Below are 19,053 nucleotides of genomic sequence, written 5' to 3'. Positions count from 1 at the left end.
GTCAGATCCCCAACTGCTGACGCTGGCGCTTCAAGTGCTCCGGCATCTCTTTGTAGACGTCTTCGAACATGGTTGCGGCGCTCGGGATCTGGCCGCCGGCGAGGGTGCCGTACTGTTCGGCCTGTTTCTGTGCGGCAATCACTTCAGCTTCGAGTTCGGCACTGACGGCGGCATGTTCTTCGTCCGACCAGTGGCCGACTTTGATCAGGTGCTGTTTCAGGCGGGCAATCGGGTCGCCCAGCGGGAAGTGGCTCCAGTCATCGGCAGGGCGATATTTGGAAGGATCGTCGGAGGTCGAGTGCGGGCCGGCGCGGTAGGTGACCCACTCGATCATGGTCGGACCAAGGTTGCGGCGGGCGCGTTCGGCAGCCCAGGCAGAGGCGGCGTAGACCGCGTAGAAATCGTTGCCATCGACGCGCAACGAGGCAATGCCGCAACCGACGCCGCGTCCAGCGAAGGTGGTGGCTTCGCCCCCGGCGATGGCCTGGAAGGTCGAAATGGCCCACTGATTGTTGACCACGTTAAGAATCACTGGCGCTCGATAAACGTGAGCGAAAGTCAGGGCGGTGTGGAAGTCCGATTCGGCGGTGGCGCCGTCGCCGATCCACGCCGAGGCGATTTTGGTGTCGCCCTTGATTGCCGAAGCCATGCCCCAGCCTACGGCCTGAATGAACTGGGTCGCGAGGTTGCCGGAAATAGTGAAGAACCCGGCGTCTTTCACCGAGTACATGATCGGCAACTGACGGCCCTTGAGCGGATCGCGCTCGTTGGACAGCAGTTGGCAGATCAAGTCGACCAGCGGTACCTCGCGAGCCATCAGGATGCTTTGCTGGCGGTAGGTCGGGAAGCACATGTCGTCGATATTCAGCGCCAGGGCCTGAGCGCTACCGATGGCTTCTTCGCCGAGGCTCTGCATGTAGAAGGACATCTTTTTCTGACGCTGGGCGACGACCATGCGGTTGTCATAGATCCGCGTCTTGAGCATGGCGCGCATGCCCTTGCGGAGAATCTCCACCGGCACGTTTTCAGCCCAAGGGCCAAGAGCGTTGCCTTGATCGTCGAGCACGCGAATCAGGCCACGGGCCAAGTCGGCGGTGTCGGCAGGTTCTACGTCGATGGGAGGTTTGCGCACCGTACCGGCATCGGTCAGATGCAGGTAGGAAAAGTCGGTTTTGCAGCCTGGGCGGCCTGAAGGTTCAGGGACGTGCAGACGCAGCGGTTCATACGCTTGGGTCATGGCTTCTACGCTCGATCTTGTGAATTTCTTGTAGTGAGCTGGCAGTCATTCTTCGATAAAAGAAATCTTGTCCTACAACAATCATAGGCCCGGCCAAGAAGAATATTTATCTCTGTTTTATTGCACCGAAGATCATTTGCAGATAAATATTCTGCATAAACATAAAAAACAGGTGGTTTTGTCTCATGCGCAAACTGGACCGTACCGACATCGGCATTCTCAACAGCCTTCAGGAGAATGCGCGTATCACCAACGCCGACCTCGCACGCTCGGTGAATCTGTCGCCAACCCCGTGCTTCAACCGGGTCAAAGCAATGGAAGAATTGGGGCTGATTCGTGAGCAGGTCACTTTGCTGGACGCCGATCTGCTCGGCCTGCACGTCAATGTGTTCATTCATGTCAGCCTGGAAAAGCAGGTCGAGGAAGCGCTGCAGCATTTCGAGGAAGCGATTTCCGACCGCCCCGAGGTAATGGAGTGCTACCTGATGGCCGGCGACCCGGATTACCTGATCAGGGTCCTGGTGCCGACCATTCAGTCGCTGGAGCGGTTCATGATGGATTTTCTGACCAAGGTGCCGGGAGTGGCGAACATCCGGTCGAGCTTTGCACTCAAGCAAGTGCGCTACAAAACCGCGTTGCCATTGCCGGCGAACGGTTTGACCTTGGGCAACTGAGCGTCAGGTACCGTCAGACGTATTCGTAGCGGTAATCGAGTTCATCAGTGAACAGCGTCTGCTGCACGGTGTAGGTTTGCGTCCAGGGCGCAGGCTCGTTGGCGGGGTGAAACACCAGTATCGATCCGCTCACTTCATCCGATGGAAAGGAAGGGGTGTTGGGGTGCTGGTGCTTCCAGCGCTCCCACAGCAGGTCAAGGTAGCAGTGGTGCAGGAAAAAGATCGGGTCGTTGGGCGAGGAGGCTTCGGCCATGCTGCCACCGATCCAGGCATGCACCGGATTGTGAAGCTCGCGTTCAGCGAAGTTTTCCCAGCCTGCTTGATCGGTGGCTTGCCAATAGGGCGTTCTGTTCAAGGCAGAAATAACCGTTTCGGGTAAGGGCAAGGTGTCGACTGCTCCCAGATTGCGGCGGATTCCCGGATTGCCGGTGCCTTCGTCCCAAACGGCGACGTTGAATTGGGATTGCTCACTGGAAAATGGGCCGCTTGTTACGCGCTGATCTTGTGTGTTGTCACCGTTCCCGCCCATGAAACCTGAGGTGAAGGGATTGTCCGCCCCTGTGATTTGCCAGTTCCAATAAGGGAGGGTAATGCCTGGGTTGTTGGCGGCAACCTGCAACGCCCGTTCAAACTGGCGGATCAGAATTCGGTGCCAAGGGAAGAACAAGGGGCTGCGATGTGGGGCAGGCGTCAGTGGGTTGCCTCGCCCCATCGAGTTTTTGTGGATTTGTACAAAGTCATCGTAGCGACTTTGTTGCCCGGGGCGCAGGACGCTGTCGACGTTGTTTTTAAGTAGCAGAACCGCATCGATGAAGGCGGATTTTTGCGCCGTTGTCATGTCACGGTGGTTTTGACGAATATCCATGTTGTAAAGACTCCATTGAATGTATGCCCAATGAAGTCTGGCTGCCTGCGGGATTTTCTCCAGTTCATCTCTATCGCCAGAGAATGTAGGAAAGTCTGTTACTTCAGATAGTTAGGAGAATATTCCTACAACAGATTTAGGGGGATCTTGAGGTAAACCGCGCCATTGTCCTCTGGCGCCGGAAAATTCCCAGCTCGCACATTCACCTGGATCGCCGGCAGCAGTAGCGTCGGCATGCCCAACCCGGCATCGCGTTTTGTGCGCATGTCTACAAACGCCGCTTCATCGATGCCGTCATGCACATGGATATTGCTTTTGCGCTGCTCGCCGACGGTTGTCTGGCAGTGTGCCTGGCGACTTTCAGGCGGGTAATCGTGGCAAACGTAAAGTTTCACACTCGCCGGGAAGGCCAGGAGTTTATGGATCGAGTTGAACAACTGATGAGCATTGCCGCCGGGGAAGTCGCAGCGCGCAGTGCCAACGTCGGGCATGAACAACGTGTCGCCGACCAGAATCTGTTCGCCGTCGATCAGGTAAGCCATGTCAGCTGGGGTGTGACCGGGGACATGCAGGGCGGTGGCCTTGAGGTTGCCGATTCTGAATGACTCGTTCGGCGCGAACAGATGATCGAACTGTGAGCCGTCGACGCAGAACTCCGGCTCCAGATTGAACAATGCCTTGAACACGTTCTGCACTTTGCTGATTGATTCGCCAATGGCGATCTTCCCGCCCAGTTCCCGACGCAGATACGGTGCGGCGGACAGATGATCGGCATGGGCGTGGGTTTCCAGCAGCCATTGCACTTGCAGGTTGTGCGCGCGGACAAAGGTGATGATTTTGTCGGCCTGAGCGGTGCAGGTGCGCCCGGCGGCGCCGTCGTAATCGAGCACCGGGTCGACGATCGCGCATTGCCCGCCATCCGCCTCATAGACCACATAGGTGTAGGTGCAGGAGGTGGGGTCGAGGAAAGCTTCAATCAGCGCGGGCATGGGCATGAACCTGTGCAGAGGGGAGAAAAGTCAGGCGGCGAAAAGTCGCTTGCAACACTTTATGTAAAAACATAATGTTCGCAGCTTAAGTGACGTTGAGGGCTTCCTGCAAATGCAATCCAGTTTGAGCGAATGTGAAGTTGCGCAATTGCGCGCCTCGGCCTCCAAGGCCTGCGCCTTGCTCAAGGCCCTGGCCAACGAGGACCGCTTGTTGATCCTGTGCCAGTTGACTCAGGGCGAGCGCAACGTCGGCGAACTGGAAAAAATGACCGGCGTGCGTCAACCGACCTTGTCTCAGCAACTCGGCATCCTGCGTGATGAAGGTTTGGTCGCGACGCGCCGCGAAGGCAAATACATTTTTTACGGCCTGGCCAGTCCTGAAGTCATTCAGGTGATGAAAACCCTCTCCGGTTTGTATTGCGGGGCGGTAGTCAAAAGCTGGGGCCACTCATAAATGTCAGCCATCCCACAAACTCAGTGTGGGGGATGGCTTGCTCGCGAAAGCGGTGGATCAGTCGACCTCTCGATTGACTGACGCAACCCCTTCGCGAGCAAGCCCGCTGCCATATCTGGATTTGCGTCAAGGCGACACCATTCTTGCGTGCAGCAAAAGGAACAAGCAATGAACGATCAACACGGTGGCCCATCCATCAGTGCAGATATCGTGGTCATCGGCGGCGGTACGGCCGGCATCGCTTTCGTCGCCAGTTTGCTCAAGCGCGATCCGCACTTGAACGTTACCGTGATTGAACCGAGCGCCCAGCACTACTACCAACCGGCGTGGACGCTGGTCGGCGCTGGCGCCTACGACGTAAAAGACACTCTAAGACCGATGACCAAGGTGCTACCGCGTCAAGTCAACTGGGTGCAGGCAGCGGTGACCAACGTCGATCCGGAGACTCGCCAACTCACCCTCAACGATCAACGTATCGTCAGCTATCAAAACCTGATCGTTTGCCCCGGCCTGCGTCTGGCCTGGGAAAAAATCGAAGGCTTGCAGCAAAGCCTTGGTCAGCACGGCGTGACCTCCAACTACAGCTATCAGCACGCGCAATACACGTGGGACCAGGTGCAAAAATTGCGGGGTGGCAAAGCGCTGTTCACGCAACCGGCGATGCCGATCAAATGCGCCGGGGCGCCGCAAAAGGCGCTGTACCTGTCCTGTGATCACTGGCGCAAAACCGGCGTGCTGAATAACGTCAATGTTGAATTCAACCTCGCTGGCGCCGCATTGTTCGGCGTAGCGACGTTCGTGCCGCCACTGATGAAGTACATCGACAAGTACAACGCCCGACTGGCCTTCAATTCCAATCTGGTCAAGGTCGACGGCCCCGGGAAAACGGCATGGTTCGAGATCAAGGACGCTGACGGCAACGTCACCCGTGAGGCAAAAACCTTCGATCTGCTGCACGTCGTGCCGCCGCAGGTCTCCCCGGATTTCATCGCACAAAGTGCGTTGGCCGACGCCGTCGGCTGGTGCGAGGTCAATCAGCACAGCCTGCAGCACCCGCGTTATCCCGAGGTGTTCGCACTGGGTGATATCTGCGGCACAACCAATGCGAAAACCGCGGCGGCGGTGCGCAAGCAAGTCGTGGTGGTGGCGCAAAATCTGTTGGCCCAACGCAAGCAACAGCCGCTGCCGCTGAAATACGACGGTTATGGCTCATGCCCACTGACGGTGGAGAAGGGCAAGGTGATCCTCGCCGAGTTCGGTTATGCCGGGAAGTTGTTGCCGACCTTTCCCCTTGACCCAACGGTACCGCGTCGTTCGGCGTGGTTACTCAAGGCAACGTTGCTGCCGTGGTTCTACTGGCACGGCATGCTCAAGGGACGCGAGTGGCTAACTTCCCTGTCCAAAGTTGACTGAGGACTCCTTATGTTGCTGGCAAGTCTGTTTGGTGTGCTGATGGGGTTGGTTCTTGGGCTGACGGGTGCGGGCGGCGGGATTCTCGCGGTGCCGGCGCTGGTACTCGGGCTTGGCTGGACGATGACCCAGGCAGCGCCGGTGGCGTTGTTTGCGGTCGGCAGTGCGGCGGCGGTCGGTGCCATCGACGGCTTGCGCCATGGCCTGGTGCGTTATCGTGCGGCGCTGCTGATTGCCGCACTGGGCGCCGTGTTTTCGCCGCTGGGGATCTACTTCGCGCATCAATTGTCGGAAAAGATCCTGATGATTCTGTTCAGCCTGCTGATGGTCATGGTGGCCTGGCGCATGCTGCGCCGTGAGCGTCAGGAGCAGGGCCCCAGCGATCATGGCCACGCCAGTTGGGGCCAGAAGAATTGCATGCTCAATGAACAAACCGGGCGCTTGGACTGGACGGCCAAATGCACCGCCACGCTTGCGGCGCTGGGCGCGATTACCGGTGTGGTGTCAGGGTTGCTTGGTGTGGGGGGCGGCTTCCTGATCGTGCCGGCATTCAAGCAACTGACCGATGTGCAGATGCGCGGGATTGTCGCGACGTCGTTGATGGTGATCAGTCTGATTTCCGCCATCGGTGTGATCGGCGCGCTTCATGCCGGCGTTCGAATCGACAGTCAGGGCGTAGCGTTTATCGTCGCCAGCATTGTCGGCATGATCATCGGCCGCAAGCTCAGCGCGCGGGTGCCGGCGCGGGCCTTGCAGGTGGGGTTTGCCAGTGTGTGTGTGGTGGTGGCCGCTTATATGTTGCTGCGGGCTTGAGTTGAAACTTGTGGTGAGGGGCGCACGCTCCCTCACCACCGTTACGGTTTACAGCACCAAATGCGGCAACCACAGCGAAATCGCCGGAACATACGTCACCAGCAGCAATACCAGAAACAGCACCGCATAAAACGGCATAAGCGCTTTCACGGTGCTCTCGATACTCACCTTGCCCACCGCCGAACCGACAAACAGCACCGCGCCCACCGGCGGCGTTATCAGCCCGATCCCCAGATTGACCAGCATGATCATGCCGAACTGCACCGGGTCAACGCCAATGCCCAGAATCACCGGCATCAGGATCGGCGTCAGGATCAGGATCAGCGGCGCCATGTCCATCACCGTGCCCAGTAACAGCAGCATGGCGTTGATGCACATCAGGATCACGTAGCGGTTGTCCGACAGGGTCAGGAACATCGTGGTGATCTTCGCCGGGATCTGCATCAGGGTCATGATGTAGCCGAAGCTGGCGGCAAAGCCGATCAGGATCATCACGATCGAAATGGTCCGCACGGTGCGGTGCATCAGTTTCGGCAGTTCGCTCCATTTGTAGTCGCGATAGATGAACATCGTCACGAAGAATGACCACAGCACGGCGATGGCCGCCGACTCGGTGGCGGTAAAAATCCCCGAGAGAATCCCGCCCAGGATGATCACCATCGCCATCATGCCCCACATCGCCTCGCCGCAGATCTTCAGGGCCTCACGCAGCGGTATGACTTCACCTTTGGGGTAGTTGCGTTTTTTCGCGAAGATCAAGCACAGCGCCATCAGGCACGCGCTCATCATCAGGCCGGGCACGACGCCGGCCATGAACAGCGAGCCGATAGACACAGTGCCGCCAGCCGCCAGGGAATAAAGCACCGAGTTATGGCTGGGCGGCGTCAGCAACGCCTGCACCGAACCACTGACGGTGACCGCCGTGGAGAACTCGCGCGGATAGCCTTTGCGCTCCATTTCCGGGATCAGCACCGAACCGACCGAAGCGGTATCGGCCACCGAGGAGCCGGAGATCGCGCCAAAAAACGTCGAGGCCATGATGTTGACCAGCGACAGGCCGCCGCGCACGAATCCCACCAGCACCCCGGCAAACGCCACCAGCCGCCGCGACATGCCACCTTCGGCCATGATCGCGCCAGCGAGGACGAAGAATGGGATCGCCAACAGCGAAAACTTGTTCACCCCGCCGGCCACCTGAATCATCAGGGCCTGGAACGGGATGTCGATCCACCACGCGCCGATCAACGCCGACAGCCCGAGGGCGTAGGCCACTGGCATGCCGATCAGGATCAAGACAATAAAACTGCCCAACAGAATCAACGCGTCCATCAGGCAGCCCCTTCGTTTTCTTCAACCAGATCGAACCGCACCACGCGGCGGTTGCTCTGGTCACCCAGAAACAATTTTTCCAGCACGAAAATCATGGTCAGCGCACCACCGATCGGGATGGGCATGTAGGTGATACCCACGCGCAAAGTGGGCAGGGCGCTCATGAACTGGTTCCAGGTCGACAGGCACAGTTTGGCGCCCCAAATGGTCATGAACAGGCAAATGGTGGCCATCAGCAATTGCGACACGATGCCCATGCATTTGCGCAGTGGCGCTGGCATGCGGTCGGTCAGCATGGCCACGGCCATGTGTGCGCCAGCGCGATAACTGGCGGCGGCGCCGACGAAGGTAAAGACCATCATCAGCAGGATTGACGTCGGCTCCGGCCAACTCGAACCGGTACCGAGGACGTAACGGGCAAACACACCCCAAGGGATGATCAGGGAAATCGTCAGCACCGACAGACCGGCGACCCATATGCAGGCCATGTAGATCCGGTCGTTGATGCCCAGCAGCAGATTCTTCATCGGGTTCCACCGTAACCGGGCAGGCGCAGACATCCATCAAGGTCTGCGCTGCCGGGCCTTTCGTTGAGGGCAGGGAGGGTTACTGAACGGCTTCGATACGCTTGATCAGATCGGCGTAAGGCGCGCCGTATTTCTCGCGGATCGAAGCGGTGGCCTCGTAGAAGGGTTTTTTGTCGACGGTAATGAACTCGACACCGGCAGCCTTGAGTTTTTCTTCACTGCTCACCGTCTTGGCGTCCCACAGCGTGCGCTCCTGGGCTTGCGCGGCCTTGGCCGCTTTTTTCACCAGGGTCTGTTGATCCGGGGTGAGTTTGTTCCAGGTGGTTTTCGACATCACGATTGGCTCGGGCAGGATCAAGTGCCCGGTCAGGCTGTAGAACTTGGCGTTCTGATAGTGGTTGTGTTCAAGCATGGTCGGCGGGTTGTTTTCTGCACCGTCGATCACGCCGGTTTGCAAGGCGCTGAAGATCTCGCCGGTGTCCATCGCAATGCCATTGCCGCCCATCGCGTTGATGGTTTCAATGAACATCGGGTTGCCCTGCACACGAATCTTCATGCCCTTGAGGTCTTCAAGTTTGCGCACTGGTTTTTTGGTGTAGAGGTTACGGGTGCCGCCGTCCATCCAGGCCAGGGCGACCAGGTTGAATTCGGAATTGGTGATTTTGTCGAGAATCTCGTCGCCGATTTCACCGTCGATGATCTTGCGCATGTGGGCCTGGTCGCGAAACACGAACGGCATGTTGAACACGTTCACGTCTGGCACCACCGGGCCGACGATGCCGAGGCTGACGCGGGCCATCTGGATCGCACCGACTTGAGCCTGTTCGACCACTTCTTTTTCCGAGCCGAGCACGCCACCGGCGAACATCTTGAAGGTCAGTTTGCCGTCGCTCTCGGCGACCAGGGTTTTGCCCAGTTGCTCTTCGGCGACCACGGTCGGGTATCCGGCCGGGTGGACATCGGCGAACTTGATTTCCAGCGCCTGAACGGCGCTGCTGAGGGTGAACGCGAGGGGAAATGCGGCGACGAGCAAGGTGCGTTTGAAGTCCATGAGGGTGTCTCCAGTCTTGTTATTTTTGTGTTCAAGGCAAAGCGGTGCAGCAGAGGCGGGTTACAGCAAATTGTCGAAAATCGGTTCCGGCAAGCCTTTGACGCCGGTATTCAAAGCGAACAAGCCCCCGGCCAGAGACTGCGGGTCGTGATCGTCGCCGGGGCGGATCGAGGCGACGAACAGGGTGTCCATCCGGCTACCGCCGAAGGCGCACATGGTCGGTTTTTTCACCGGCACGGGCAGTGAGTAATCGAGTCGCCCGTCGGGGGTGAAACGATGAACGAGTCCGGCGTCGTTGGCGCAGATCCAGTAGCAACCGTCGGCGTCAACGGCGGCGCCATCGGGGCGACCGCTGTAGTGATTCATGTCGACGAACATGCGGCGGTTCGACGGCGTGCCGCTGGCGGTGTCGTAGTCAAATGCCCAGATCCGTTGCACGTTGGGGTGCGAGTCGGACAGGTACATCGTCTTGCCGTCCGGGCTGAAGCCCAGGCCGTTGGGCACGATAAAGCCATCGAGTTGCGCTTCGATCACTCCAGACTGGCCGGCGCCGTAGCGATAGAGCCGGCCTTCGGGGGCGTTCAAACCCATGTTCAGCACCATGCTGCCCGCCCAAAAACGGCCCTGACGGTCGCAGCGACCATCGTTGAGGCGCATGTCTCCACGGCTGTGTTCGACTTGGGCGAGTAATTCGCTGTCGAGGCTGCCATCGCTATGCGGGTGCAAGTGAAAGAAACCGCTCTCCATGCCCGCCACCCAGCCGCCACGGCTGTGACGGGCGATGCAGGCGAGCATTTCGGGGGCTTTCCACGCGTGGACATGCCCGCTGTCAGCGCTCCAGCGTTGCAGCCCGCCATTGGGAATATCCACCCAGTAAAGAGCGTTTTCCTGCGCGACCCAGACCGGGCTTTCGCCGACCGCGTTGCGGGCGTCGACGATCAATTCGGCTTGCATACTCATTCCCTTGGTTTTTATTGGAGGGGGATCAAGTGGACAGCAGAGTGGTTAGTCACCGAAGGGGCCGGCCGCGACGAAAGCGCCGCCCTGATAGATCCGCGCCGGGTCATCGGCCGCCGGCATTGGCTGCGCTTCGACCTTGTCGCGGAACACTTCGGAGCTGTCCCGGGCTTCGAAACCCAAGTGGCTGGCCAAGTGGTTGTCCCACCAGACGTCCTTGTTATCGGACATGCCGTACACCACGGTGTGGCCGACGTTCGGGGTATACAGCGAGTGTTCGAGCAGTTGGGTGAGGTCGTCGAAGCTCAACCAGGTGTGCATCATTCGACGGTTCTGTGGCTCAGGGAACGAAGATCCGATGCGGATGCTGACGGTTTCAATGCCGTAGCGATCGAAATAGAAACTGGCCATGTCTTCGCCGTAGGACTTGGACAATCCGTAGTAGCTGTCGGGGCGGCGAGCAGAACCGGCGTCGAGGTGCTCGTCCTGCTGGTAGAAGCCGATGACGTGGTTGGAGCTGGCGAAGATTACGCGTTTCACACCATGGCGACGTGCCGCTTCATAGATGTGGAAGACGCCGCAGATGTTGGCGCCAAGGATCTCTTCGAACGAGCGCTCGACGGAGACACCGCCGAAATGCAGGATCGCGTCCACGCCTTCGACCAGTTGGTGAACCGCCTGTTTGTCGGCCAGATCGCAGAGCACGACTTCCTCGCGATCATCAGCGGCCGGGGTGAGGGCGGCGATGTCCGACAGCCGCAGGACATGGGCGTACGGGCGCAGGCGTTCACGCAGAACTTTGCCCAGACCACCAGCGGCGCCGGTCAGCAGCAGGCGGTTGAAGGGGGCGCGGGAATCAGAATCAGACGTCATGGCAATCCCTGAACACATTGTTATTAGGTTTGTTGTAGGTTGTCGTATGACTGCGTCGAAGTATCGGTAGGGTTTCCCGGTCTTGTCAACGCGACTTTTGGTGTAAATGACGCAAGGGCCAAATCAAAAAAACTGCCTCGTCATGCGATCTACTGTGGGAGCGACCAATCCCGGTCCCACAGGGGATTTGATGAGGCTTCAGTGGTTCACAGCAACGAAATCGGATAGTTGATAAAAATCCGGTTCTCATCGAACTCGTTGTTGCTGAAGTCCCGGCGAATCGTCGCGTTGCGCCATTTGACGTTGAGATTTTTCAGCGGCCCGCTCTGTACGGTGTAGGCCAGTTCAGACTCGCGACCCCATTCCTTACCGTCGGTAATTGTCCCGGTGTGCACGTTATCGCCGCTGATGTAGCGGTTCATCAGGGTCAGGCCGGGGATGCCGAGGGCGACGAAGTTGTAGTCGTGGCGGACCTGCCAGGAGCGTTCTTTGGCGTTGTCGTAACTGGCGTTGTAACTGTCGTTGGCCAGGGTGCCGCCGCTGGTACCGTTGACCCGCATCCAGCCGTTATCGCCACTGAGCTTTTGCAGGCCGACATAGAAAGTGTTGCCACCGTATTTGGCCGAGAGCAGGGCGAATGCGGTTTTGTTGTCCAGATCGCCGGCCAGCGCGCTGCCATTCTCCTTGCCGTTGAAGAAGCCGAGATTGGCGCCCAGGGTCCAGTCGCCCATAGGCTGGCTGTGGCTGAGGTTGAAGTACTGCTGCTGATAGATGTCGCTGAGTTCGGCGTACCATACGCCGACCAGCGTGCGCTTGTCATTGAAGGTGTATTCGCCACCGCCGAAGTTGAAACGGTCTGAGGTGAACGCACCTTTGCCGTTCATCGACATGTCTTCCATGCTCGCATCGTTACGCGGGCTGTTGGCGCGGAACTGGCCGCCGTACAGGCTCAGGCCGTTGATTTCGGTGGAGGTGATCTGGCCCCCGCGGAAGGTCTGCGGCAGGGAGCGACCATCGTCGGAGCGCAGGATCGGCAGCACCGGCATCCACTCGCCGACCTTCAATTCGGTCTTCGATACCTTGGCTTTGAGTGCCACACCCAGGCGACCGAAATTGTCGGCCGGACGCCCATCATCGTGGATCGGCAATAGCTGCGTGCCGCCGGTGCCTTTGCCGCCATCGAGCTTCTGCGAATACAGTCCCAGCACGTCCAGGCCGAAACCGACGGTGCCTTGAGTGAAGCCGGACTTGGCGTCGAGGATGAAGCTTTGCGTCCACTCCTCAGCCTTGCCTTGTGCGTTGTTGGGGTTGGTGAAGTTGCGGTTGAAGTAGGCGTTGCGCAGGTTCAGCGTGGCTTTGGCATCATCGGCGAAGCCTTCAGCGCTGGCGCTCAGCGGCGCCAACAAGACGAGGCTGCTGCAGCCAATCAGGCTCAGGGGAGAGCGGATGAAAGTCGTGCGGGAATGACGAACGGATTTGCGGACGTATGTGCTCACTATGGCGCTCCCTTGTTTCTTGTTTTTATTTATGTTGTGCGTTGTCGTACAACATTAGGAGGCGATATTTGCGGAGCTTCAGGGGAATGTCAACAGGAAGTTATACGATGACTCTCAAAGTGCGGGCAGCCCTGATCATGGACTGAGCAGGGCTGTTTTCGGCGCAATCAATTGTTGTAGAGCGCTTCGCTGTTATCTATCAGCGGATTTTTCTCTGTCAGCACGATCTGCGCAATTTGATCCTTGCGCATGAAGCTGACTTTCGTATGAGACTGCGCGTAACGGATGAACCGCTCCATGGCTTCGACCATCGCGGGTGTGCCGCCAATCCGGTCATGCAGACTCACCGACATCATCCGTCGCTTGCTGGCGCCCTCGGCGTAGAGGCGATCGAATTCCAGCACCAGTTGCCGGTAGAACTGGTCTGCGGAAAAATGGCGACCTTCGACCAGGACGATGTCGTTGTTGCGCAGGGTGTAGGGCACCACGGCGAATTTGTGCCCACGCACCATCGTCACGAAAGGTTCGTCGCGGCTGACGTCATCGATGTGATACGTGAAGTTCAGATCCTGCAGCACCTTCAACGTGTTCGGGCTGCGCCGCAGCCAATTGGCGTTGTAGCCGACCGAGCGCTGGCCGGTGAGTTTTTCCACCGCGCTCACACCGTCGCCGATGAACTGCTTTTCCTGCTCGTAACTCATGTTGTAGGAGTCGGCCCAACGCATGCCATGGGCGGCCAGTTCATGCCCGCGCTGGGCTATTGCCTTGGCCAATTCCGGGTGCTTGAGCGCCGCTTCGCCGACCACATGGGAGGTGACTTTGATTCCGGTGCGATCCCACAGGTCAAGCATGCGCCACAGGCCTTCCTTGTAGCCATAATCAAACCAGGTCTGCGCCGGAAGGTCGGGGTAGCCCTTGGGCAGCGGGCTACCTGAGAACGGGCTTTCGGCACCCTCGGGCTGGCCGCCGGTTTCGAATTGCATCGACACCGAGATCACCAGTTGCGAACCGTCCGGCCACGGGCGTTCCTGAGCAAAGGTGAGGGGGGGGATTAGCAGGGCGGCTGCCAGAAGGCTTTTCAGCAAGCCGTGTGAGCGTTGTGGGTGGGGCGTGTTCATAACGAGCACCTTGCAGATTGAGAAGGGTTGCAAGGATGGCAGTCGTCCGACGCGGGAAAAATCCGCTGTCGGCGAGAGGACCTTTAAACAAATTTTACGAATCCGGCTTCACATGATTGCTGTGTAGGCGTGAGCCTGCTCCTTCAAGGGAGATGGGTTTGCCGGACGATTTACGGCACACTCAAGCCAAATCAGCACAAGGTCTTTCAATGGGTCGATGCGCCCCGCGCAACTGGCAACCGGTGCGGATCGCAATTGATGAGGGCAGCAAGACGAGGAACGGTTGCGGCCCGGGATGTCGGTGGTGGTGAGCATTGATACGGCGGCGCGCGACACGCAGCCTCATTGATCAATACAACGCCTACAAAGGCTTTGCGGTGGTGTTCAGGCAGCAATCATCGGCGGCAGGGTGCCGAGTAGTGAGACGGCCGCCACAGCACCAATTCCCAACAACCACTCCAGCATCACACTGCGTTTGAGCGCGCCCATGCGCGGCTCGCAATGGTTGATCTGCATGCGGTTGAACAGCGCCAATCCCAACATGCACACCACCAGCGTGGATTTGATCAGCAGAATCAAGGCAAACCCGTTCAGCAGCGGCGTTGGCCACCACTGGCCCGTCAATACACGCACGCTGATCAACCCGGTGATCAGCAAGCCCGCCACCATTGCATAACCGACACCGCTGAAACGCCGCAGGATGTGGCTCATCGGTTCGCTCGGTTGGCGCAGTATCAGCACCAGCAGTAACAAACCGCCGAGCCACACGGCCACGCAGGTCAGGTGAATGATCTGGTTGAGGATCAGCAACTGCCCACTGAGGCCATCAAGCATCGCGCCATGGCCCACCGGCGCCAGTGTCCACAACAGCATAATGCTCAAGCCCTGGCGCAACGGCAGGCTGGAGCGCCACGGCGTGAACAACAATGCGAGCAACAACGCGTTGATCATCAGATGCCAGCGCCAGACCTGACCGAAAAATGTATCGCCCAGCACGACGCCAATGGTGTCCCGATCGAACGCTGCCGCCGCCGACCCGGCCATGCTCGCGGTGATCAACAATGCCCAGGCGACACCGCTCAACAGTGCAATGCTCGTCAGCCAGCGTGCCAGTCGCGTCAGTTGCCGATCCAGCTCCGGCACTGGCGCCTTGAGCAGCCTCGGCCTGAACAACCAGACGCCAGGCAGCATCAACACCGCACTGAAATGTACAAAGCGGCACAGCACCAGCGCTTCACTCATGAATTACTGACCAACCTTGAACTGATAGGCGCCTTCGCTGTTGTGCGTGTCGACCGACACCGCGTGCCATTCGACTTTGTACTCACCGCCAGTCAGCGGTGCAGCTGGGGTGACGATCAGGGTTTTCTTGTCTTTGTCCTGGGTGGTCAGCGCTTTGACCGCGACCGGTACGCCATTCTTGGTCAGAGTGACTTTGGTGAAACTGGCTTCCACACCCTCGGAGAACGTCAGGCGCAGATCCGCAGGTGCGGCGACGGTGCTGTCGGCAGCCGGGGTCTGGCTTTTCAGGTGGGCGTGGGCCCATACCGAAGAGGCGGCGAACAGCGAGGCGAGCAGGGCCGTGGTGGTCAGAACGTTCTTGAACAGCATCGAAGGTACCTCTGGGGCAGGATCGAAGAAGGGGGCAGTTTAGCCATGCGACTGCGTGTATACGAAGTTTTGTTTTCAGCGGTCGCCCCAGTGGCAGAGCGGGTGCTAGTCTGCAACAACGTTGTTGTCAGGGAGCCCACATGGGCAATCACAAGATCGAGATTCGTCGCAGTAACGTCGAGAAAATTCTCTTGGCGGCGGAAAAGGTTTTCGCCGAAAAAGGTTTCGGTGGCACCGCCATGGCCGACATCGCCGCCGAAGTGCAACTGCCGCGCTCCAACCTGCATTACTACTTCAGTACCAAGAGTGAGTTGTACAGCGCCGTGCTGTTCGACCTGCTGGAAGTGTGGAAGCAGGATGCGTTGTGCTTCGAGATGTTCGACGACCCGCGTGTGGTGCTCAGCAGCTATATCCGCGCCAAGATGAACCACTCGCGCAGCCGGCCGTACGGTTCGAAAGTCTGGGCCAACGAAATCATCCACGGCGCGCCGACGCTGGGCGAAGCGCTGGACGCCAGCCTGTACGACTGGGCGAAGATGAAAGAAGCGAAGATTCGGCAGTGGGTCGAGGACAAGCGGATTTTGCCGGTGGAACCGTCGAGCCTGCTGTACATGATCTGGGCTTCGACCCAGCACTACGCCGACTTCGACCATCAGGTGAACATTCTCAACGATCACCAGCCGCTGTCGGACATGCAGTTCGAGCGGGCCGTGCAGACGGTGACCAGCGTGATCTTGCGCGGGATCGGGTTGGAGCCTTGAGACGTGTGGCGTGGCTGCCAGCCTCTTCGCAAGCAAACCCGCTCCCACAGGAAAATACATTCCAACTGTGGGAGCGGGCTTGCTCGCGAAGGCGTCAGATCAGACGCCTCAAGCCTCAAGCCGAAACGTGATACGGATTGCGCGGATCATGATTCCAGTCCAGAAATGGCTTGCCTGTTTCCATCGGCACCATCTCGATGCAATCAGCCACCGGACAGGTGATCTGACACAGATTGCAGCCCACACATTCGTCATCAATCACTTCGTATTTATGCGTCCCGTCAGCCTGCTTCAGGCTGCTGATTGCCTGATGTGACGTGTCCTCGCAAGCAATGTGGCAACGCCCACAACCAATGCACGCCTCCTGATCAATTTTCGCGATGACCTGATAGTTGATATCCAGGTACTTCCAGTCGGTGGTATTGGCCACCGCACGCCCGGAAAACTCGGCGATGTTGGCGTAACCCTGACTGTCCATCCACCGCGACAAGCCGTCCTTCATCTCCTCGACGATCCGGAAACCATGCAGCATGGCCGCCGTACACACCTGTACCGCGCCGCTGCCCAGCGCCATGAATTCCGCCGCATCGCGCCAACTGCCGATGCCCCCGATCCCGCAGATCGGCAGGCCTTGAGTCTGCGGATCGCGGGCGATTTCCGCGACCATATTCAGCGCAATCGGCTTGACCGCTGAGCCGCAGTAACCACCGTGGGTGCTTTTGCTGCCGACGGTCGGCAGGGCGACCATGTGTTCCAGATCGACGCTGGTGATTGAATTGATGGTGTTGATCAGCGACACCGCATCGGCGCCACCGCGATGGGCGGCGCGGGCGGCGACGCGGATGTCGGTGATGTTCGGGGTCAGTTTGACGATCACCGGCAACGAGCTATACGTCTTGCACCAGCGGGTTACTTGCTCGACATATTCCGGCACCTGACCGACCGCCGCGCCCATGCCACGCTCGGGCATGCCGTGAGGGCAGCCGAAATTCAGCTCGATGCCATCGGCGCCGGTGGCTTCCACCAGTGGCAGGATGTGTTTCCACGACTCCTCCACGCACGGCACCATCAACGAGACGATCAGTGCGCGATCCGGCCAGTCCTTTTTCACCTGGGTAATTTCGCGCAGATTAATTTCCAGCGAGCGATCGGTGATCAGCTCGATGTTGTTGATGCCCAGCACTTCGCGGTTGTTGCCGTAATGGGCTGAATACCGTGACGACACGTTGACCGCCGCCGGGTCTTCCCCCAGGGTTTTCCAGACCACGCCGCCCCAGCCTGCCTCGAAGGCGCGCACCACGTTATAGGCCTTGTCGGTCGGCGGCGCGGAGGCCAGCCAGAAAGGGTTGGGGGCTTTGATGCCGGCGAAGACAATCGAGAGATCGGCCATTTAAGCAGCCTCCACATTGAGCATCAGTTGAGCGTTGATGGCCTCGGCGGCCCGTTTGCCGTGCTGCACGGCTTGCACGGTCAGATCCTGGTCGAGGCTGGTGCAGTCGCCACCGGCATACACGCCGGGAATGCTGGTGCGCAGATTGGCGTCGACCTGAATCCGTTCACCCTGACGCTTGAGTTCGCGAGCCAGCGGGTCAGTGAGGGCGCTGCTGTCGAAGGCCTGGCCGATGGCTTTGAAGATTGCATCAGCGGCCAGTTCGAAGGTTTCGCCCGTGGTTTGCAGGCGACCGTCGACCAGATCGGTACGGGCGAAACGCATGCCGCGTACCTTGCCCTGATCGTCGAGCAAGACTTCTTCCGGCTGTGCCCAGGTCAGCAGGCGTACCTGATTGGCTTTGGCGATGTCCTGTTCGTGACCGGTCGCGCCCATGTCCGCGACGCCACGGCGATACACCAGATTGACGTCGCGAGCACCGAGACGGGCCATTTGCACGGCCATGTCGATGGCGGTGTTGCCAGCGCCGAGGACGATGCAGCGCTCAGCCAATGGCAGTTGTGTGAGGTCATCGGCCTGGCGCAGTTCGCGGATGTAATCGGTGGCGGCGAGCAGGCCAGGCGCATCTTCGTGGTGCAGGCCGAGTTGTTTGCTGGCATTGAGGCCGAGGCCAAGGAACACCGCATCGAACTGTTGATGCAGTTCGCTCAGAGTCAGGTTGTCGCCGAGTTTCTGCCCGTGACGGATTTCGATGCCGCCGATCTGCAGGAGGAAATCCAATTCCTTTTGCGCGTAGTCGTCGACCAGTTTGTACTTGGCGATCCCGTACTCGTTGAGGCCACCTGCCTTCTCCCGCGCTTCGAAAATCACCACGTCATGGCCGTGCATCGCGCTGCGGTGCGCGCAGGACAACCCGGCCGGGCCGGCACCGACCACGGCAATGCGTTTGCCGGTGGTGGCGGCGCGCTGGAACGGGTGTTCGCTGAAGTGTGCGTTGTCCACGGCGTAACGTTGCAGCAGGCCGATCAGCACCGGCGCGCATTCCTGAGCGTTGTTGCGCACGCAGGCTTGCTGGCAAAGGATCTCGGTCGGGCAAACCCGCGCACAACTGCCGCCGAGGATGTTCGCCGAGAGGATTTTCTGCGCCGCGCCGGGCACGTTGTCCTGATGGATATTGCGGATGAACGACGGGATGTCGATTTCGCTCGGGCACGCATTGACGCAGGGCGCGTCGTAGCAATACAGGCAGCGCGACGCTTCCAGATGCGCCTGCCGGGCATTGAGCGGCGGCGCCAGATCGGTGAAGTGGCCGGCGAGGGCGGCTGCGCTTTCGTGCGGATGCGGAAGATGGTTCAGGGTCTCGATCACGGTTTTTTGCCTCACGGTTATTGAGGTGCTCTGCCTCTGATGGGCAGTGGTTTTTGTGGTGTCTGGACCAGCCCCTTCGCGAGCAAGCCCGCTCCCACATTTGGAATGCGTTCCCCTGTGGGAGCGGGCT

19 protein-coding genes are annotated in these 19,053 nt (G+C 59.2%); 5 read left to right on the top strand and 14 right to left on the bottom strand.

Going from position 1 to position 19,053, the window contains the following annotated elements:
• Position 1 precedes the first annotated feature (1 nt).
• Positions 2-1,237: a 3-methyl-2-oxobutanoate dehydrogenase (2-methylpropanoyl-transferring) subunit alpha gene (locus K5E40_RS28685; protein WP_221733612.1), complete on the bottom strand. Its 1,236-nt coding sequence runs from the start codon at positions 1,235-1,237 to the stop codon at positions 2-4.
• A gap of 185 nt (positions 1,238-1,422) precedes the next feature.
• Between K5E40_RS28685 and bkdR the strand changes: the two genes are divergently transcribed.
• The gene (gene bkdR, locus K5E40_RS28680) at positions 1,423-1,911 is read left to right on the top strand and encodes a Bkd operon transcriptional regulator BkdR (protein ID WP_007915088.1); all 489 of its coding nucleotides are present in this window, start codon (positions 1,423-1,425) and stop codon (positions 1,909-1,911) included.
• Positions 1,912-1,924: 13 nt separating this feature from the next.
• Here bkdR and K5E40_RS28675 read toward each other — a convergent pair whose 3' ends face one another.
• Positions 1,925-2,776, bottom strand: a complete 852-nt coding sequence (locus K5E40_RS28675; RefSeq protein WP_221733611.1) for a tyrosinase family protein — start codon at positions 2,774-2,776, stop codon at positions 1,925-1,927.
• 125 nt (positions 2,777-2,901) lie between these two features.
• Positions 2,902-3,765, bottom strand: a complete 864-nt coding sequence (locus K5E40_RS28670) for an MBL fold metallo-hydrolase (protein WP_221733610.1) — start codon at positions 3,763-3,765, stop codon at positions 2,902-2,904.
• Positions 3,766-3,877: 112 nt separating this feature from the next.
• Here K5E40_RS28670 and K5E40_RS28665 point away from each other — a divergent pair, with 112 nt between their 5' ends.
• The 3 genes from K5E40_RS28665 to K5E40_RS28655 all read left to right on the top strand — a co-directional run bounded on the left by K5E40_RS28665 (position 3,878) and on the right by K5E40_RS28655 (position 6,442).
• The gene (locus tag K5E40_RS28665; RefSeq protein WP_221733609.1) at positions 3,878-4,219 is read left to right on the top strand and encodes a helix-turn-helix transcriptional regulator; all 342 of its coding nucleotides are present in this window, start codon (positions 3,878-3,880) and stop codon (positions 4,217-4,219) included.
• A gap of 168 nt (positions 4,220-4,387) precedes the next feature.
• Positions 4,388-5,632, top strand: a complete 1,245-nt coding sequence (locus K5E40_RS28660) for an FAD/NAD(P)-binding oxidoreductase (RefSeq protein WP_221733608.1) — start codon at positions 4,388-4,390, stop codon at positions 5,630-5,632.
• A gap of 9 nt (positions 5,633-5,641) precedes the next feature.
• Positions 5,642-6,442: a sulfite exporter TauE/SafE family protein gene (locus tag K5E40_RS28655; RefSeq protein WP_221733607.1), complete on the top strand. Its 801-nt coding sequence runs from the start codon at positions 5,642-5,644 to the stop codon at positions 6,440-6,442.
• 48 nt (positions 6,443-6,490) lie between these two features.
• Here the strand turns inward: K5E40_RS28655 and K5E40_RS28650 are convergent, their stop codons facing one another.
• From K5E40_RS28650 to copC, 9 genes are all read right to left on the bottom strand, one after another.
• Positions 6,491-7,771 carry a TRAP transporter large permease gene (locus K5E40_RS28650; RefSeq protein ID WP_221733606.1) on the bottom strand — a complete coding sequence of 427 codons (1,281 nt, stop codon included), beginning with the start codon at positions 7,769-7,771 and terminating at the stop codon, positions 6,491-6,493.
• Entirely contained in the window at positions 7,771-8,298 is a 528-nt protein-coding gene (locus K5E40_RS28645; RefSeq protein WP_221733605.1) for a TRAP transporter small permease, read from the bottom strand. The genes K5E40_RS28650 and K5E40_RS28645 overlap by 1 nt, the downstream gene beginning before the upstream one ends.
• Before the next feature lie 79 nt (positions 8,299-8,377).
• The gene (locus tag K5E40_RS28640; protein ID WP_221733604.1) at positions 8,378-9,349 is read right to left on the bottom strand and encodes a TRAP transporter substrate-binding protein; all 972 of its coding nucleotides are present in this window, start codon (positions 9,347-9,349) and stop codon (positions 8,378-8,380) included.
• Positions 9,350-9,409: 60 nt separating this feature from the next.
• Positions 9,410-10,303, bottom strand: a complete 894-nt coding sequence (locus K5E40_RS28635; protein ID WP_221733603.1) for an SMP-30/gluconolactonase/LRE family protein — start codon at positions 10,301-10,303, stop codon at positions 9,410-9,412.
• A gap of 51 nt (positions 10,304-10,354) precedes the next feature.
• A complete protein-coding gene (locus K5E40_RS28630; protein WP_221733602.1) occupies positions 10,355-11,179 on the bottom strand; it encodes an NAD(P)-dependent oxidoreductase in 825 nt (274 codons plus the stop codon).
• Between the two features lie 206 nt (positions 11,180-11,385).
• A complete protein-coding gene (locus tag K5E40_RS28625) occupies positions 11,386-12,675 on the bottom strand; it encodes an OprD family porin (protein WP_221733601.1) in 1,290 nt (429 codons plus the stop codon).
• A 167-nt stretch (positions 12,676-12,842) separates the two neighbouring features.
• Positions 12,843-13,793, bottom strand: a complete 951-nt coding sequence (locus K5E40_RS28620; RefSeq protein ID WP_221733600.1) for a polysaccharide deacetylase family protein — start codon at positions 13,791-13,793, stop codon at positions 12,843-12,845.
• 384 nt (positions 13,794-14,177) lie between these two features.
• Positions 14,178-15,035: a copper homeostasis membrane protein CopD gene (gene copD / locus K5E40_RS28615; RefSeq protein WP_221733599.1), complete on the bottom strand. Its 858-nt coding sequence runs from the start codon at positions 15,033-15,035 to the stop codon at positions 14,178-14,180.
• 3 nt (positions 15,036-15,038) lie between these two features.
• Positions 15,039-15,404, bottom strand: coding sequence for a copper homeostasis periplasmic binding protein CopC (copC, locus tag K5E40_RS28610; RefSeq protein ID WP_221733598.1), 366 nt, complete (start codon positions 15,402-15,404; stop codon positions 15,039-15,041).
• Between the two features lie 140 nt (positions 15,405-15,544).
• Here copC and K5E40_RS28605 point away from each other — a divergent pair, with 140 nt between their 5' ends.
• Positions 15,545-16,165, top strand: a complete 621-nt coding sequence (locus tag K5E40_RS28605; protein ID WP_221733597.1) for a TetR/AcrR family transcriptional regulator — start codon at positions 15,545-15,547, stop codon at positions 16,163-16,165.
• A 115-nt stretch (positions 16,166-16,280) separates the two neighbouring features.
• On the opposite strand, the gene preA is transcribed toward K5E40_RS28605, so the two are convergent.
• Together preA and K5E40_RS28595 are read right to left on the bottom strand one after the other, a co-directional pair.
• On the bottom strand, positions 16,281-17,555 hold the full coding sequence (preA, locus tag K5E40_RS28600) for an NAD-dependent dihydropyrimidine dehydrogenase subunit PreA (protein ID WP_221733596.1): 1,275 nt from the start codon (positions 17,553-17,555) through the stop codon (positions 16,281-16,283).
• Positions 17,556-18,923, bottom strand: a complete 1,368-nt coding sequence (locus K5E40_RS28595) for an NAD(P)-dependent oxidoreductase (protein ID WP_221733595.1) — start codon at positions 18,921-18,923, stop codon at positions 17,556-17,558.
• Positions 18,924-19,053: the final 130 nt, after the last annotated feature.

This window comes from Pseudomonas baetica, assembly GCF_019733355.1.
Lineage (GTDB): Bacteria > Pseudomonadota > Gammaproteobacteria > Pseudomonadales > Pseudomonadaceae > Aquipseudomonas > Aquipseudomonas baetica_A.
Note: the sequence above shows the minus strand (reverse complement) of the source record. Positions and strands in the feature narration are given on the sequence as shown.

Coding starts and splice junctions, on each gene's coding strand:
- K5E40_RS28685 (WP_221733612.1), bottom strand. CDS start 1,237: ATGACCCAAGCGTATGAACCGCTGCGTCTGCACGTCCCTGAACCTTCA.
- bkdR (WP_007915088.1), top strand. CDS start 1,423: ATGCGCAAACTGGACCGTACCGACATCGGCATTCTCAACAGCCTTCAG.
- K5E40_RS28675 (WP_221733611.1), bottom strand. CDS start 2,776: ATGGATATTCGTCAAAACCACCGTGACATGACAACGGCGCAAAAATCC.
- K5E40_RS28670 (WP_221733610.1), bottom strand. CDS start 3,765: ATGCCCGCGCTGATTGAAGCTTTCCTCGACCCCACCTCCTGCACCTAC.
- K5E40_RS28665 (WP_221733609.1), top strand. CDS start 3,878: ATGCAATCCAGTTTGAGCGAATGTGAAGTTGCGCAATTGCGCGCCTCG.
- K5E40_RS28660 (WP_221733608.1), top strand. CDS start 4,388: ATGAACGATCAACACGGTGGCCCATCCATCAGTGCAGATATCGTGGTC.
- K5E40_RS28655 (WP_221733607.1), top strand. CDS start 5,642: ATGTTGCTGGCAAGTCTGTTTGGTGTGCTGATGGGGTTGGTTCTTGGG.
- K5E40_RS28650 (WP_221733606.1), bottom strand. CDS start 7,771: ATGGACGCGTTGATTCTGTTGGGCAGTTTTATTGTCTTGATCCTGATC.
- K5E40_RS28645 (WP_221733605.1), bottom strand. CDS start 8,298: ATGAAGAATCTGCTGCTGGGCATCAACGACCGGATCTACATGGCCTGC.
- K5E40_RS28640 (WP_221733604.1), bottom strand. CDS start 9,349: ATGGACTTCAAACGCACCTTGCTCGTCGCCGCATTTCCCCTCGCGTTC.
- K5E40_RS28635 (WP_221733603.1), bottom strand. CDS start 10,303: ATGCAAGCCGAATTGATCGTCGACGCCCGCAACGCGGTCGGCGAAAGC.
- K5E40_RS28630 (WP_221733602.1), bottom strand. CDS start 11,179: ATGACGTCTGATTCTGATTCCCGCGCCCCCTTCAACCGCCTGCTGCTG.
- K5E40_RS28620 (WP_221733600.1), bottom strand. CDS start 13,793: ATGAACACGCCCCACCCACAACGCTCACACGGCTTGCTGAAAAGCCTT.
- copD (WP_221733599.1), bottom strand. CDS start 15,035: ATGAGTGAAGCGCTGGTGCTGTGCCGCTTTGTACATTTCAGTGCGGTG.
- copC (WP_221733598.1), bottom strand. CDS start 15,404: ATGCTGTTCAAGAACGTTCTGACCACCACGGCCCTGCTCGCCTCGCTG.
- K5E40_RS28605 (WP_221733597.1), top strand. CDS start 15,545: ATGGGCAATCACAAGATCGAGATTCGTCGCAGTAACGTCGAGAAAATT.
- preA (WP_221733596.1), bottom strand. CDS start 17,555: ATGGCCGATCTCTCGATTGTCTTCGCCGGCATCAAAGCCCCCAACCCT.